A 13,594-nucleotide genomic window follows, 5' to 3' on the forward strand; every position below is an offset into this window, starting at 1 on the left:
ACCGAGACCGAGCCCGAGGAGACGACCGCCGGGCAGCCGCTGGACCCTCCCGTCGGGGACTGACCGACCGGCTCCAGCGCCGCCGGGGTCGGCCGCCGGAGGCCCGGTCCCGCCCGTAGGCGTCGGCGCGGCCCCAGCGGCCCGGCACGTCGAGCAGCTCGATCCGGCCGAACCCTGCCGGCATCGCCGGGTCGACCAGCAGGTTGTCTCCGCAGGGACGCAGTCCGAGGAGGGTGCCCAGCAGCATCAGCAGCGCCCCGGACGACCACGACTGCGGCCGGCCGGCGACCGGGAGCTGGACCGGGTACTTCGTGACCTCGCGCGGATAGCCGGCGATCACCTCGGGCAGCGAACCGCCGAGCGTCTCCGCCACCGCGAAGATGCCGGCCGTGATCCGGGCCGCCTCGGCGTCGTACCCGTAGCGGCGCAGACCAGACGCGGTCAGGGCGTTGTCCGCCGGCCACACCGCGCCGAGGTGCGCGCCGACCGGGTTGTACGGGCACTGCCCGTCGGCGTACGTCCGCACGCCCCAGCCGCTGAACAGGTCCGGGCCGCACAGGTGGGCGGCCAGCGCGCCGGCGCGCTCCGGCGCCACGATCCCGCTCCACAGCAGGTGGCCGAGGTTCGAGGTGAGCGCGTCGACCGGTGTGCCGTCCGGCTCCAGCGCCAGCGCGTAGTACTCCCGATCGGGCAGCCAGAAGTCCCGGTCGAACCGCTGCCGCAACCGCGCGGCGTCGGTCTCCAGCCGGTCGGCGTACCCCGGGTCGTCCCAGACCTCCCGGGCGAGCCGGGCCCCCCGGATCTTCGCGTCGTACGCGTACCCCTGCAGTTCGCAGGTGGCCCGGGGGAAGCCGGGCTGGCGCCCGCGCCGGTCCACGATCGCGTCGGGCGAGTTCCGCCAGCCCTGGTTGACCAGGCCGCCACGGGTGTTGCGCCGCTGGTAGCGCAGGTAGCCGTCGCCGCACGAGTCGCCGTAGTCGTCGATCCAGTCCAACGCCATCCGGGCCGGGTGGCGCAGTTGCCGGACCAGCGCGGTGTCCCCGGTCCACCGCTCGTACTCGTCGAGCAGGATGACGAAGAGGGGGGTGGTGTCGGCGGCGCCGTAGTAGGGCCCGGTCGGCTGGTCGCCGAAGGCGGCCGCCTCCCCGTAGCGCAGCTCGGCCAGGATCTTGCCCGGCTCCTCCTCGTGGTGGTCGTCGAGCTGGCCGCCCTGCACCAGGGCGAGCAGCCGCAGCGTGGCCGAGGCCAGCTCCGGGGTGAACGGCAGCGTCTCCAGACAGGTGATCAGGGCATCCCGGCCGTACAGCGCCATCGCCCAGGGCAGGCCGCCCACCGGCACCCGTTCGGGGTACGCCAGCGGCGTGTAGCGCAGCACCGCCAGGTCGGTCAGCGCGCACTCGTACGCCGACTCCACCGAGTCGCGTTCGGCGACGAGCTGCGGTGCCCGGTCGAGCCAGCGCGCGAGCTCCTCCCGCATGGTCGAACGTACGGCGTGCCGGTGGGACTCCAGGCTGGCCCGCAGGTCCCGCCCGCCGGCGCCGTGGATCACCGCGCCGACGTGCAGGTCGGTGCTCCACTCGCCGTCGGCCTCGACCCGGATCCGGAACGTCATCCCGCCCTGGTCGACGGCGGCGGAGGTGGTGCTGGACACGACGGTCTCCCGGGTGAACCGCTCCCGTTGGTAGCACAGCCGCAGCTCGCCCCGGTCGGAGTCGGCGGTGGCCGTGACCCGGCGGGGCGCCGGATGGCCGATCTCGGCGGTGTCGGCGAAGTCGCTGCCGATCTCCATGCGCAGGACGAACTCGGTGGGCTCCGTGGCGTGGTTGAGCACGGTGATGCGCTCGTTGAAGCTGTCGTTGATGGACCGGTGCCGGATCACCGACACGGCGGCGTCCACGTAGTGACTGGCAGCGCCGGGCACCAGCACGAACCGGGTCTCGAAGTAGGCAATGTCGTCCCGGGAGAGGGCGTGCAGCCGCTGCCCGTCGAGGGTGAGCACCCAGCGGGACATGAACCGGGTGTCGAAGGAGAAGAGCCCGATGGGGGCGCGCGGGTCCACCTCCATGTCACCCTGCGCGTCGCTGACCGCGAAGGAGTTGCCGGCGACGACACTCACCAGCTCCTGCCTCATGCCGTGCCACCCCGCCCGCAGGCCGCGTCGCGCGGGTGCCGGGCGCCGGGCGGACCCGGGAAGAGCCGGCGCAGCGTCAACAGCAACCGGAGGTTTCCCTGCGCGGTGAGGTCGTTGCTCAGCAGCGCCGCGACGAGGTGGAGCCGGCCGGCGGCCAGCCGGTCGAAGACCTCGCGGTCGGCGCGGACGATCAGCTCGGCCTCGTCGGCGGAGCGGGCCACCTGGACGTTCTGGTGGTCGATGGTCAGGTACCAGTGCTCGGTGTGCCCGCCGTCGTTCAGGTCGAGGCGGAGCGTGCCGGCCGTGTTCTCCGGCAGCTCGGGATGCCGGCCCGCGACCCCCCGTTCCAGGTGCTCAACCGCCGAGACGCCCATCGGTCCCCCTCCCGTCCCCGGTCGTCCCCGCAGGATCCCCGGCGGTGGGGTGAGTTCAACTCACCCGATCCGGGTGAGCCCCAGGCAGCCTTCCCGGCCGGCGCGGCGTCAACCAGGCTCGATGAGCCCCCGCACGTAGGCGGCCTGACCGGCGTGCTGGAGGTTGTCCTCCAGCAGGCTGATCAGCCGGACGCCGGCGGTCACCGGCGGGTCCCAGTTCTCGTCCACCACCCGGTCCAGGTCTCCCGGCCGCAGCCCGCGCAGGTACGCCCCGGTCCGCTCGGCCACCGCCCGGTGGTAGTCGAGCAGCGCCTGCCCGCTCTCCGGGCGGCAGGCGAGGACCTGCTCGGTCGTGTACCCGAAGCCGGTGTCGTTCGGGTCGGCGGTCAACCCGAACCGGCCGGCCCAGTCCCCGGAGACCCAGACCTGCTCCTCGCCCAGCAGGTCGGCGACGCCGCTGTCCTGGATCCGGGTCAGGTGCCAGATGAGCCAGCCCACCGTGTTGGCTCCCGGCGCCGGTGGCTGCCGCAGCTGTTCGGGACCGAGCCCGTCGACCGCCGCGCCGACCAGGTCGGGCAGCCGCCCGTACGCCTCCGCCAGCAGGTCCGTCACATCCACGGTCCACGCTCCTCCATGTCGGTGCCACCCGGGCAGTACCGCCCTCGGGGCCGGGCAAACCTCACCTCTAGGGTGAGCGACGTGGTCGCGGCGCTGGAGCTGTATCTCGACACCGACGCCACCCGGCGGATCCGGGTGCTCTGGGACGCGTTGGAGTCCGAGGGCGTACAGAGCATGCGGTCGCTGCTGGAGCAGCGGCACCGCCCGCACGTCTCGCTCGCCGTCGCCGCCCGCTTCGACCCCGACCAGGTCGCCGAGGCTCTCGCCGGGACGGTGGTGGCCGCGCCGCTGCGGCTGGAGTTCCAGCACGCCGGCCAGTTCGTCGGCCGGGTGCTCTGGCTCGGGCCGACGCCCACCACCGAGCTGCTCGCCCACCACGCCCAGGTGCACCACCGGCTGGCCCGCGCCGGCATCACGCTGGTCGAGCACTACCAGCCGGGACGGTGGGTGCCGCACTGCACGCTGTCCATGCGGGTGCCGAACGCCCTGATGGCCGCGGCGGTGCGCCGCTGCCTGGAGGTGCTGCCGCTGACCGCCACGGTGGTCGGGGCGGCGATCACCGACCACGCCCGGGGCATCTCCCACCCGTTGGCCTGAGCGTCGCCCTCCCGGTGCCGGAGCGTCAGCGCGACCTGAAGTCGAGGATGAAGGTCGGGTACTCCGGCTGCGGGCAGGGCTCGCCGCGGTGGCCGAGCCGCTCGTAGAAGGGAGCCGCCCGCTCCCGGTGGGCCTGCCATTCCAGGTACCGGACCCACCCGGCGCCCGGTCCGACACCGCCGCGAGCAGCGCCCGCCCCACGCCGTGCCGGCGCCGGTCCGGGCGGACGTAGCGGTCGTGCAGCCGGGCCACCCGGTGCGCGTCGCCGGAGCGCAGGTGCGGCCCCTGATCCTGGGCGGCGGCGTACCCGGTCAGCCGTCGTCTTTTGCGCCATCTGCCGAGGTGCTGGCGACGTCGACGGACTGACGCAAGCTGGTAAATACGCAGGTCAGGGCACTCCTGGCCACCCAGCGACGTGCGGCCGGCGGCCCTGGAGCACACCCTCGGAGGCACGCCATGGCCGCTCCCGTCATCCGTTCCGTCACCGTCAGCCCGGCGGTGCTGCTGCCCGGCCAGTCCACCACCGTCGTCGTCGACGCCTACCATCCGGACTCCCGGGTGCTCACCCTTTCCGGGCGGGTCAGCGACCCCACCGGCGCGGCCTGGGACACCCCGGTCCGGGTCGACCTGGGCGTGCCGCTGACCTGGCAGCTCACCACCACCGCGGCGGGGGTCACCATCACCCCGAGCGGCACCGACCCGGCCCGCTTCACGGTGACCGTGCTGGCCGGCCGGAGCACGGTGACCCTGACCGCCACGGTCCGGGACGCGGCCGGACGGACCGCGACCGCGACCGCCATGGTGACGGTGCCAACGCTGGTGGGGATGAGCGCCGAGAAGGGCGCCCGGACCCAGCGGATCGTGGCGGACTACCCGGCCATCCGCTACATGCGGGACTTCGGGTCGGACACCGGCGACGCGGACGCCCTGCCGGAGCTGCCCCCGTTGACCGCCGGGAAGTTCGTCGACGCGCCGGCGGCCGTCATGCACGTCTCGTGGAAGGACGACGTCGAGCAGCTCACCACCTGGCTGGACGGGTTGACCCGGCCGATCTACCTGACCTGGTACCACGAGCCGATGGGCGATGTCGCCCCGGCGACGTACCGGGCCACGGCGACCCGGCTGGCCCAGATCGTGGCCGCCCATCCCAGGCGGCGGTACGTCCTCGGGCACGGCCCGATCGTGACCCGGTACTGGCTGGACGAGGGGCGCGGCAACCCGACGGACTGGGGTTACCCGGGGATGACGCACTACGGGGTGGACTGCTACTCGCGGGACACCTCGACGTACTGGACGGCGGCCCGGATGTTCGGCGTCGCGTTCGGCAAGATCCGCGCCGCGTACCCCGGGCTCCGGCTGCTCGTCCCCGAGTACGGGCTGAGCCGGACCACCACCGACACCACCGGCGCCGGCCGGGCGCAGGCGCTGCGGGACCACGTCACCTGGCTGCGCCAGCAGGCCGACGTGGACGCGGTGGCGTACTGGAACAACTGGGCCGAGTTCGAGCTGCCCGACCCGCCCCTGGAGTCGACCGCGTGGCGGAACCTGCAGGCCGCTTGACCGGACTATCGGAGAGTCTGGGCTTACCGCTCGTGGCCACCTACAAGGAGCGACGGCGGCTGGCCGGTCCTGCTGCGGCAGTGCGCCGCGACGGTCCGACCCGCCACCGGGGGGCCTCCGGCCCGGCCACCCGGCCGGACCGGGAGGCCCGCCGGGCGGGACCGGACCGCGGCACCGGGGACGGCACGAATGGCCGTTCCCGCGGAGCGGAATAAGCAGGCGCCATGAGGAAGCCCGCTTGACCAGCAACGCCGCGCCCCCTGCGTACGACCACCTCTGCTGGGCCTACGACGACCCGGCCGTGCTCGACTCCCGCGCGATGGCCTTCCTCGCGGCCGGCGAGCGGGTCTGGCTCGCGGCGCCGAGCAGGCGCGGCTCGCTGACCCACCGCCTGGACGGCCTGCCCGGCCTCGCTGACGCGCTGCGCACCGGGGCCGCCCGGATGGTTTCCGTCGACGACGCCTACCGGCGCGAGGAGGTCATCGACCCGGAGACCCAGGTGCGGCACTACGCGGCCGCCACGGCGGACGCGCTGGCCGACGGCTACACCGGTTTCCGGGTGGCGGCCGAGACGACCTCACTGGTCCGCACTCCCGCCCAGCGGGACGCGTTCACTCGGTACGAGCACCTCATCGACCGCTACATGTGCGTCAATCCGATGTCGGCGATCTGCGCCGGGAGAACGGGCCATCGCCGAACTGGCCTGCCTGCACCCCCGAGACCAACGCCGACGTGCTGTTCCGCCTGTACGCCGCCGACCCGGACGAGGGCGCGGTCGCGCTGGCCGGCGAGCTGGACCCGTCCAACCACCGGCTCTTCGCCACCGCGCTGGACCGCGCCGACCCGCAGCCGGTCGACGGCCGGCTGGTGGTCGACGGGATGGACCTCCGGTTCATCGACCATCGCTGCCTGATCCACCTGGGCGAGCACGCCCGGCGTCGCGGCGTCACCGCCGTCCTGCGCACCTCCCGGTCGTCCGCGGCCCGCCTGGTCGAGCTGCTGGACCTCCCCGACGTCCGGGTCGAGGTCATGCGATGAGGACCGGTGCCGCCGCCGGCCACGTCGGCTACTACCACGAGGCCCTCCTGTTCGACTCGGACGAGCACCTGCTCGCCGTGGTGCTGCCCTTCCTGCTCGGTGGCGTCGAGCCTTCCTGCTCGGTGGCGTCGAGGCCGGCGAGCCGGCCGTGGTGAGCTTCGGTGGGCGCCACGCCGAGCTGGTCCGGCAGGCCCTGCCCGCCGGCTCGGGCGTGACGTTCCTGCCCGGCGGCACCGTCTACGACCGGCCGACCTCCGCGATCCGCTCCTACCGGAAGCTGCTCGCCGCGTTCGTGGCCGACGGCGCCCAGCAGATCCGCATCGTCGGTGAGCTGCCCTCCGAAGCGCTCGGCTCGACGTGGGACTGGTGGGCGCGGTACGAGTCCGCCGTCAACCATGCCTACGACGACTTCCCGCTCTGGAGCATGTGCGCGTACGACACCCGAGTCACCCCGCCCCGGGTGCTGACGGACGTGGCCCGCACCCATCCCCGGGTGGCCCGGCCCGACGGCAGTCACGTGCCCACCGGCGTCTACACCGAGCCGACCAGCTACCTGGCCGAGCCGCGGGCGATGCTGCTCGACCCGGTGCAGCGGACGGTGCCGGTGGTCGAGCTGGCCGACCCGACGCCCGCGCAGGCCCGCGCCGCCGTCCATGCCGCCGACCGGGGGCAGCTCCCCGCCGACGACGTCGAGGACTTGGTGGTGGCGGTCAGCGAGATGGTGACCAACGCCCAGGGCCACGGTCTCCCACCCGTGTCGATAAGGCTGTGGAGCGGCGCCGACCGCATCGTGGTCACGGTGAGCGACGGCGGCGACGGACCGAAGGACCCGTTCGCCGGCCTCCTCCCGGCGACCAACGGCTCCCCGGCGGGTTGGGCCTCTGGATCTCCCACCAGTCCTGCAGCCACGTGGCGCTGCACCGCGGCCCGGACGGCTTCACGGTCCGGCTGACGGCCGTTAACCCGGACTTCCCGGTCTGATCCGGTCGTCCCCCGCCCTCCCGTGACCGGGAAAGGCGGCCACGTGGTGACCGGTCACCCGTCGGTGAGGACGACGTGCAGGCGGCGCGGGCCGTGCACACCCTCCACCCGGTTCAGCTCGATGTCGCTGGTCGCCGAGGGCCCACTGATCCAGGTCAGCGGGTGGCCCGGGGTGAGCCGGGCGAGAGCCTCCGGCACGGTGGCCACCACCTGCTCGGGGCGCACCACGCAGACGTGCCGGTCGGGCAGCAGGCTGATGATCCGCCGGCCCTGGTCGGCGGCGGCGTCCAGGACGATGGTGCCGGTCTCGGCGACGGCGACCGCCGCCGCGGTGACCACCGCGTCCAGCTCGGCCAGCCGGTCGGCGGACAGGTCGTCGTCGACCACCACCTCGATCCCGCCCGGTCGCCAGTCGGCGGGCAGCCCGGGCGGCACCACCACCGCCGTGGCGCCCTCGGCGGCGAGGATGCCGGCGACCGTGTCGGCGACGGCGGCACCGGTGGCCCGGTACACCTGGGCCCGGTAGTCGGTCAGCCGCTCGGCGAGCAGGTCGACCAGCTCCGGGTCGCCGGGCGGCAGCTCCCCCTGCCGGCGGTGGCCCGGCCGGTGACGTACCGGCGTGGGAGGTGCGGCGGCCAGGGCGGCGCGGAGCCGGGCCAGCGTGACGTCACGGGCGATCATCACGCCTCCGCTCCGACCACCACTGCCGGAAGGTCTGTGGCGGCGCGGCCGGCATGTCCCGGCTGGCGGTCCAGCCGTTCAACGGCGGGGGCAGGGCGCGACCGGCGATCCGGCCCAGCCCCGCGGCGCGTTGCGCGGCCGCGTACAGCCGGGGATGGTCCATCGTGTACGCGGCCGCGGCCATCGCGACCGCCTCGGCGCTCGGCATCCGGTGCGCCGCGCGGCGCTCGGCCACGTGCCGGGCGCGCAGGTGGACCAGGACGGACGGGATGTCGATCATCACGGGGCAGGCGTCGAAGCAGGCCCCGCAGAGCGACGACGCGTACGGCAGGGAGGCATTGTCGGCGACCCCGGTCAGCTGCGGGGAGAGCACCGCCCCGATCGGCCCGGGATAGACCGACCCGTACGCGTGCCCGCCGGTGCGCTCGTACACCGGGCAGACGTTGAGGCACGCCGAGCAGCGGATGCAGTGCAGCACCTGCCGGCCCACCTCGTCGGCGAGCACCGCGCTGCGGCCGTTGTCCAGCAGCACCAGGTGCACCTGTTGCGGCCCGTCGCCCGGGGTGACCCCGGTCCACATCGAGGTGTACGGGTTCATCCGCTCCCCGGTCGACGCCCGGGGCAGCAGTTGCAGGAAGACCCCGAGGTCGTCCCAGGTGGGGATGACCTTCTCGATGCCCATCACGGTGATCAGGGTCTCCGGCAGGGTGAGGCACATCCGCCCGTTGCCCTCGGACTCGACCACCGCGAGGGTGCCGGTCTCGGCGACCGCGAAGTTCGCCCCGGAGACGGCCACCTTCGTGCTGAGGAAGGTGGCGCGCAGGTGCCGCCGGGCGGCGGCGGCCAGCGCGGCGGGCTCGTCGGTCAGCGCCGGGTCCACCCCGGGCATCTCGCGCAGGAAGACCTCGCGGATCTCGGCCCGGTTGCGGTGGATCGCCGGGACCAGGATGTGGCTGGGCCGGTCCCGTCCGAGCTGGACGATCAGCTCCGCCAGGTCGGTCTCGACCGGTTCGATCCCGGCGGCCTCGAGCGCCTCGTTGAGGCCGATCTCCTGGGTGGCCATCGACTTGACCTTCATCACCCGGTCGGCGCCGGTGGCCCGGACCAGGTCGGTGACGATCCGGTTCGCCTCGACCGCGTCGGTCGCCCAGTGCACGGTGCCGCCGGCGGCGGTGACCGCCGCCTCCAGCTGTTCGAGCAGCTCGGGCAGGCGGGCCATGGTGTCGCTCTTGATCGCCCGCCCGGCGGCCCGCAGCTCCGGCCAGTCCGGCACCTCGCTGATCACCGCCGACGACTTGGCCCGAATGGTGCCGGTGGCGTGCCGCAGGTTACGGCGGAGCTGGGGGTCGGCCAGGGCGCGGCGGGCGGCGACCGGAAAAGGCTCGTCGCCGCGCAGGTGGCCGACCCCGGGCGGGGCCGTCGCGGGCAGGCCGAGGAACGTCTCCGTCATCGCCGCCCCTCCCGGTCCGTCGCCCTCACCGGGCCACCCCCTCGGTAGTCCGGCCGGTCGGGTCGCCGGAGCGGCCCGCCTCCGTGCTGGCCAGGATCTCGGCCAGGTGCACGGTTCGGACGCCGGCGCGCAGCCGGGACAGCCCGCCGCCGATGTGCATCAGGCAGGAGGCGTCCCCGGCGGTGCAGACGTCGGCCCGGGTGGCCAGCACGTGGCGCATCTTGTCGGCCAGCATCGCCGTGGAGGTGTCCGCGTTCTTCACGGCGAAGGTGCCACCGAAGCCGCAGCACTGCTCGGCCTGCGGCAGCTCCACCAGGTCGAGGCCGCGGACCTCGCGCAGCAGCCGCAGCGGCCGGTCCCCCACCCGGAGCATCCGCAGCGAGTGGCAGGTCGGGTGGTAGGTCACCCGGTGCGGGTAGTACGCCCCCACGTCGGTCACCCCGAGCACGTCGACGAGCAGCTCCGACAGCTCGTACGTGTGCCGGGCGACCTCCTCGGCCCGGCCGGCCAGCCGCTCGTCGCCGGCCCGGCGGGCCACCATCGCGTGCTGGTGCCGCACCGAGCCGACACACGAGCCGGACGGGGCGACCACCACGTCGTACGGGGCGAAGGCCCGCACGTGCCGGCGCACCAGCCGCAGCGCGTCGTCCGGGTAGCCGGTGTTGACGTGCATCTGCCCGCAGCAGGTCTGCTCCTCGGGGAAGGCCACCTGGTGACCGAGGCGTTCCAGCAGCCGTACCGTCGCCCTGGCCGCCTCGGGGAAGAGGGTGTCGGCCAGGCAGGTGACGAACAGGGCGATCCGCATGTCCAGCCCTCCCAGGTCGCGTCCCGGTGGCCCGTCGCGCGGCGGCGTACGCGATCCGTCGAGTGTCCCTCAACGACCCGGCGGGCGCCACCGGTTGCGGCGCGGCGGATAGCCTCGGGTGGTGAGCCCGCGCCGCGGTCCCGGCCCGGCCCGGCCTTCCCTGGCGCGGGACCGCTCCTTCGTCACCTACTGGATCGCGCAGGCGGTCTCCGCGGCCGGGGACTCCTTCGCCTACCTGGCGGTGCCGCTGCTGATGCTGCACGCGACCGGCTCGGTGGCCCGGATGGGCCTGCTCACCGCGGTGGCCGGGGTCGCGTCGGTGGGTGCGGGCGTGTTCGGCGGGGTGCTCGTCGACCGGTTCGACCGGCGCACCCTGATGATCGTCGGTGACCTGGTCCGGCTGGTGCTCTACGGACTGATCCCGCTGGCCTGGCTCGCCGGCCCACAGGTGTGGCTGCTCTTCGCGGTGCTGCCGGTCTGCGAGGCGGTCGGCATGGTCTGTCAGGTCGCCTCGGTGACCGCGGTGCGCAACCTGGTCGACCGGGAGCGGATCACGGAGGCCAACGGGCGGCTGCACGCGACGTACGCCGCGGCCGCCGCGGTCGGGCCGCTGCTGGCCGGCCTCGTGTCGGCCCGGTTCGGTCCCACCGCGGCGATCGGCGTGAACGCGGCCAGCTTCGCGCTCTCCGCCGTCGGCCTCCGGCTGGTCCGCCTCCGCCGGCCGGACCCGGACGCGGCCGCCCCGCCCCGCGAGCGACCGCTGGCCGAGTTCCTGGCCGGCGCGCGGTTCCTCTGGCGACAGCCGGTGCTGCGGTCGCTGACCGCGCTGCTGTCGGTCTTCATCTTCCTGACGTTCGGCCTGACCGACGTGCTGATCTACCACGTCAAGCACGACCTGGGCGGCTCGGACCGGACCGTCGGCACGGTGCTCGGCCTGGCCACCCTCGGCACGGTCGCCGGGGCGCTGCTGGTGGCCCCGCTGCGCCGTCGGCTCGGCTTCGGCGTCACCTGGATCGGCGCGACCGGCGTCTGCGGCGTCGCCGTCGCCGGAATCGGGCTGGCCGGCACCGTCCCCGCCCTCATCGCGGCGGCCGCGGTCCACCTCTGCTGCGTCAGCGTGGGTGGCATCTGCTCGATGTCGCTGCGCCAGGAGATCACGCCCGATCACCTGCTGGGCCGGGTCACCTCCGCGTTCTGGAGCACGCACTTCTCGCTGGGGCCGGCCGGCGCTGCCCTGCTGACCTGGGCGGCCGGCCGGTACGGGGCCGCTCCGGTCTGTCTGGTGGCGGGAGCGGGCTGCCTGCTGGTGGCCGTCGGCGGGTGCTGCGGCCCGATTCGCCGGGCGGGATCGGCGCCGGTGGCGGACGAGCGGGAGCTCCGGCCGGTGCCGGGCTGACCGCTTCCGGGACCGCACCGGCCGGCCGAGAGCGGGATCCGGCCGAACGGTCACGGCATCCCACCGGGACGGTGGTGGGGCACGCCGCCGGGCCGTTCCGGGGTGGCGGTACCGTTGCGCCTCATCATGCCCTGCGGGGCGGTCATCCGCCGGCCTGGCGCTGGCGAACCGACGGAGGATGGCGCAATGTCCAACGGCGAGGAACCGTTCGCACCACACGAGGACGCGTCGGCCCGGCCGAGCTTCGAACTCGCGCTGCGCGGCTACGACAAGCGGCAGGTGGACCGGTACGTCAAGCGGCTGGACGGCGAGGTGTCCACGCTGACCGCCGACCGGGACCGGGCGTACCGCCAGGTCCAGGAGCTGACCGTGCAGTTGCAGCGGGCGCAGACCGAGGCGGCGGAGCTGCGGCAGCGACCGGCGCAGGTGGACCGGGCCTCGTTCAGTGACCTGGGACCGATGGTCGAGCAGATCCTCGACCTGGCCGAGAAGCAGGCCGGGGCGATCAGCGAGACCGCCGCGAAGCGGGCCGCCGAGCTCCACGCCCAGGCGGAGAAGGCCCTCACCGCGGCGCGGGAGCAGGCCGCCCGGGAGCTGCGCGAGCTGGACGAGGAGTTGGACGCCCGGCGCGCCGAGCAGGAGCAGGCGCACGAGGAGCGGCGGGCCGCCGCGCAGGCCGAACTCACCGCCACCCGCGAGCTGGCGGAGAAGCTGCGGACCGAGGGTCAGGCCGCCCACGAGCGGGCTCAGCAGGAGGCGAAGCGGATCGCCGAGCAGAGCAACCAGCAGGTCGAGCAGGCCCGCTCCGCCTCCGAGGCGCTGGTGAAGGCGGCGCGGACGCAGATCCAGCAGGAGGTGCAGGCGAACCGCAGCAAGGCCCAGCAGGAGCTGGCCCAGTGGCAGGCCAACATGGCCCGGGAGCTGGAGGAGCGGCGGGCCGCGGCCGAGCAGGAGCTGGCCGACCGGGCCACCGCGGCCGAGCGGGACATCGCCGCGCTCGTCGCCGAGGCCCAGCAGTACGCCACCGAGGTCCGGGAACGCGCCGACGAGCAGACGAGCGCGCACCAGGAGCAGCTCTCCACCGTGCAGCAGGAGCTCCAGCAGCGGCAGGAGGCGCTGGCCCAGCTCCAGGCCGAGCTGGAGACCGCCGGCCAGCAGCTCGACCGGTCCCGGCAGGAGATCGCCAGCATCGAGCAGGAGGGCGCCGAGCTGGAGGAGCGCCTGGTGGAGGTCCGCCGCGACCTGACCACCGAGACGAAGCGGCTGGAGGACGCCCGCCGGGCCGCCGACCTCGCCGAGCAGCACGCCAAGGAGGTACGCGCCCGGGTGCAGCGCGAGGCGAAGCGGGTGGCCGACCTGGCCGCCGCCGCGGTGATGGCGGCCGCCGCGGGCGGCGGGGAGACCGCCGAGTACCCGCAGGTGGGCGCCCGCGCGGCCGCCGAGGCGTCCCCCGCCCAGCCGGTCTCCGCCCAGCCGGCCCCCGTCGAGCGGGTCCCCGCGCCGCGGGAGCCCTTCGACGCCTTCGCGGTGCGGACGCCCCGCCGAGGGGACGCCCGCCGGGCGGACCGGCGAGGAGCCGGCCGCGCAGCCCGGCGCGGAGGTCCCGGCCACCGCCTGAGCCCGCGCGTTCCGGTCGCGGCGCTAGCGAACTTCCGGTACCCGGAAGCGCCGTGCCGTCCGCTGGTGGGCCGCCGCCTCGTCGGGGCGGCCCAGCGCCGTGGCCAGCTCGCCGAGGTAACGGGCCACCGGGCCGAGGGTGAGCGCCCCGCTGCCCGCCCCGGCCAGTTCGTCGGCGGCGGGCAGCAGTTCGGGGTACAGGCGCGCGATCCGGGGCCGGTCGTCGAGGGCGAGCGCGGCGCGGGCGGCCAGGCACAGGCGCGCCTCGGACAGCAGGTCGTGCGGCGTCTCCGGCAGGGCCCGCAGCGCGGCGGCGGCCTCGGCGGGGCGGCCGGCGGCGAGCCGG

13 protein-coding genes and 2 pseudogenes are annotated in these 13,594 nt (G+C 74.7%); 8 read left to right on the forward strand and 7 right to left on the reverse strand.

The genetic code is table 11. The features are described 5' to 3' along the window. From JNW87_RS23920 to JNW87_RS23930, 3 genes are all read right to left on the reverse strand, one after another. The coding region (locus JNW87_RS23920; protein ID WP_238454424.1) for a glycogen debranching N-terminal domain-containing protein at window positions 1-2,131 on the reverse strand (2,131 nt) is incomplete at its 3' end. Next, a complete protein-coding gene (locus JNW87_RS23925) occupies window positions 2,128-2,505 on the reverse strand; it encodes an SCP2 sterol-binding domain-containing protein (RefSeq protein ID WP_109801389.1) in 378 nt (125 codons plus the stop codon). The genes JNW87_RS23925 and JNW87_RS23920, both read right to left, overlap by 4 nt. Before the next feature lie 108 nt (window positions 2,506-2,613). Beyond that, window positions 2,614-3,123: a DinB family protein gene (locus JNW87_RS23930; RefSeq protein WP_109801388.1), complete on the reverse strand. Its 510-nt coding sequence runs from the start codon at window positions 3,121-3,123 to the stop codon at window positions 2,614-2,616. A gap of 81 nt (window positions 3,124-3,204) precedes the next feature. Here JNW87_RS23930 and JNW87_RS23935 point away from each other — a divergent pair, with 81 nt between their 5' ends. Then, entirely contained in the window at window positions 3,205-3,720 is a 516-nt protein-coding gene (locus JNW87_RS23935) for a 2'-5' RNA ligase family protein (protein ID WP_109801387.1), read from the forward strand. Window positions 3,721-3,939: 219 nt separating this feature from the next. Here the strand turns inward: JNW87_RS23935 and JNW87_RS23940 are convergent. Then, window positions 3,940-4,266, reverse strand: a pseudogene (locus JNW87_RS23940) (hypothetical protein); the annotation flags it as partial. On the opposite strand from JNW87_RS23940, the gene JNW87_RS23945 reads away from it, so the two are divergent. From JNW87_RS23945 to JNW87_RS23965, 5 genes and pseudogenes are all read left to right on the forward strand, one after another. Then, complete coding sequence (locus tag JNW87_RS23945; protein WP_109801386.1) at window positions 4,177-5,280, forward strand: hypothetical protein; 1,104 nt, start codon at window positions 4,177-4,179, stop codon at window positions 5,278-5,280. The pseudogene JNW87_RS23940 and the gene JNW87_RS23945 overlap by 90 nt on opposite strands. Before the next feature lie 319 nt (window positions 5,281-5,599). Next, window positions 5,600-5,896 (forward strand): annotated as a pseudogene (locus tag JNW87_RS40820) (MEDS domain-containing protein); the annotation flags it as partial. Window positions 5,897-5,925: 29 nt separating this feature from the next. Next, on the forward strand, window positions 5,926-6,318 hold the full coding sequence (locus JNW87_RS40825; RefSeq protein ID WP_236647628.1) for an STAS domain-containing protein: 393 nt from the start codon (window positions 5,926-5,928) through the stop codon (window positions 6,316-6,318). Next, window positions 6,315-6,473: an MEDS domain-containing protein gene (locus JNW87_RS23960; RefSeq protein WP_236647615.1), complete on the forward strand. Its 159-nt coding sequence runs from the start codon at window positions 6,315-6,317 to the stop codon at window positions 6,471-6,473. Before JNW87_RS40825 ends, JNW87_RS23960 begins: the two co-directional genes overlap by 4 nt. Further along, window positions 6,470-7,270, forward strand: a complete 801-nt coding sequence (locus JNW87_RS23965; protein ID WP_238454425.1) for a sensor histidine kinase — start codon at window positions 6,470-6,472, stop codon at window positions 7,268-7,270. Before JNW87_RS23960 ends, JNW87_RS23965 begins: the two co-directional genes overlap by 4 nt. Before the next feature lie 83 nt (window positions 7,271-7,353). On the opposite strand, the gene JNW87_RS23970 is transcribed toward JNW87_RS23965, so the two are convergent. Genes JNW87_RS23970 through JNW87_RS23980 form a run of 3 tightly spaced genes read right to left on the reverse strand, consistent with a single transcriptional unit; the run spans window position 7,354 to window position 10,235 of the window. Beyond that, on the reverse strand, window positions 7,354-7,980 hold the full coding sequence (locus JNW87_RS23970; protein ID WP_109801385.1) for an LUD domain-containing protein: 627 nt from the start codon (window positions 7,978-7,980) through the stop codon (window positions 7,354-7,356). Further along, entirely contained in the window at window positions 7,967-9,430 is a 1,464-nt protein-coding gene (locus JNW87_RS23975) for a lactate utilization protein B (RefSeq protein WP_109801384.1), read from the reverse strand. Before JNW87_RS23975 ends, JNW87_RS23970 begins: the two co-directional genes overlap by 14 nt. Before the next feature lie 25 nt (window positions 9,431-9,455). After that, on the reverse strand, window positions 9,456-10,235 hold the full coding sequence (locus tag JNW87_RS23980; RefSeq protein ID WP_109801383.1) for a (Fe-S)-binding protein: 780 nt from the start codon (window positions 10,233-10,235) through the stop codon (window positions 9,456-9,458). 121 nt (window positions 10,236-10,356) lie between these two features. Between JNW87_RS23980 and JNW87_RS23985 the strand changes: the two genes are divergently transcribed. Together JNW87_RS23985 and JNW87_RS23990 are read left to right on the forward strand one after the other, a co-directional pair. After that, on the forward strand, window positions 10,357-11,631 hold the full coding sequence (locus JNW87_RS23985; protein WP_109801412.1) for an MFS transporter: 1,275 nt from the start codon (window positions 10,357-10,359) through the stop codon (window positions 11,629-11,631). A 186-nt stretch (window positions 11,632-11,817) separates the two neighbouring features. Continuing rightward, the coding region (locus JNW87_RS23990) for a hypothetical protein (RefSeq protein WP_238454426.1) at window positions 11,818-13,594 on the forward strand (1,777 nt) is incomplete at its 3' end.

It is taken from the genome of Micromonospora sp. ATA51, from assembly GCF_016802855.1.
GTDB lineage: Bacteria > Actinomycetota > Actinomycetes > Mycobacteriales > Micromonosporaceae > Micromonospora > Micromonospora sicca.

What these genes read in the sequence shown, in the direction of transcription:
- JNW87_RS23975 (WP_109801384.1), bottom strand. Translation starts at nt 9,430, where the DNA reads ATGACGGAGACGTTCCTCGGCCTGCCCGCGACGGCCCCGCCCGGGGTC.
- JNW87_RS23945 (WP_109801386.1), top strand. Translation starts at nt 4,177, where the DNA reads ATGGCCGCTCCCGTCATCCGTTCCGTCACCGTCAGCCCGGCGGTGCTG.
- JNW87_RS23970 (WP_109801385.1), bottom strand. Translation starts at nt 7,980, where the DNA reads ATGATCGCCCGTGACGTCACGCTGGCCCGGCTCCGCGCCGCCCTGGCC.
- JNW87_RS23960 (WP_236647615.1), top strand. Translation starts at nt 6,315, where the DNA reads ATGAGGACCGGTGCCGCCGCCGGCCACGTCGGCTACTACCACGAGGCC.
- JNW87_RS23925 (WP_109801389.1), bottom strand. Translation starts at nt 2,505, where the DNA reads ATGGGCGTCTCGGCGGTTGAGCACCTGGAACGGGGGGTCGCGGGCCGG.
- JNW87_RS23980 (WP_109801383.1), bottom strand. Translation starts at nt 10,235, where the DNA reads ATGCGGATCGCCCTGTTCGTCACCTGCCTGGCCGACACCCTCTTCCCC.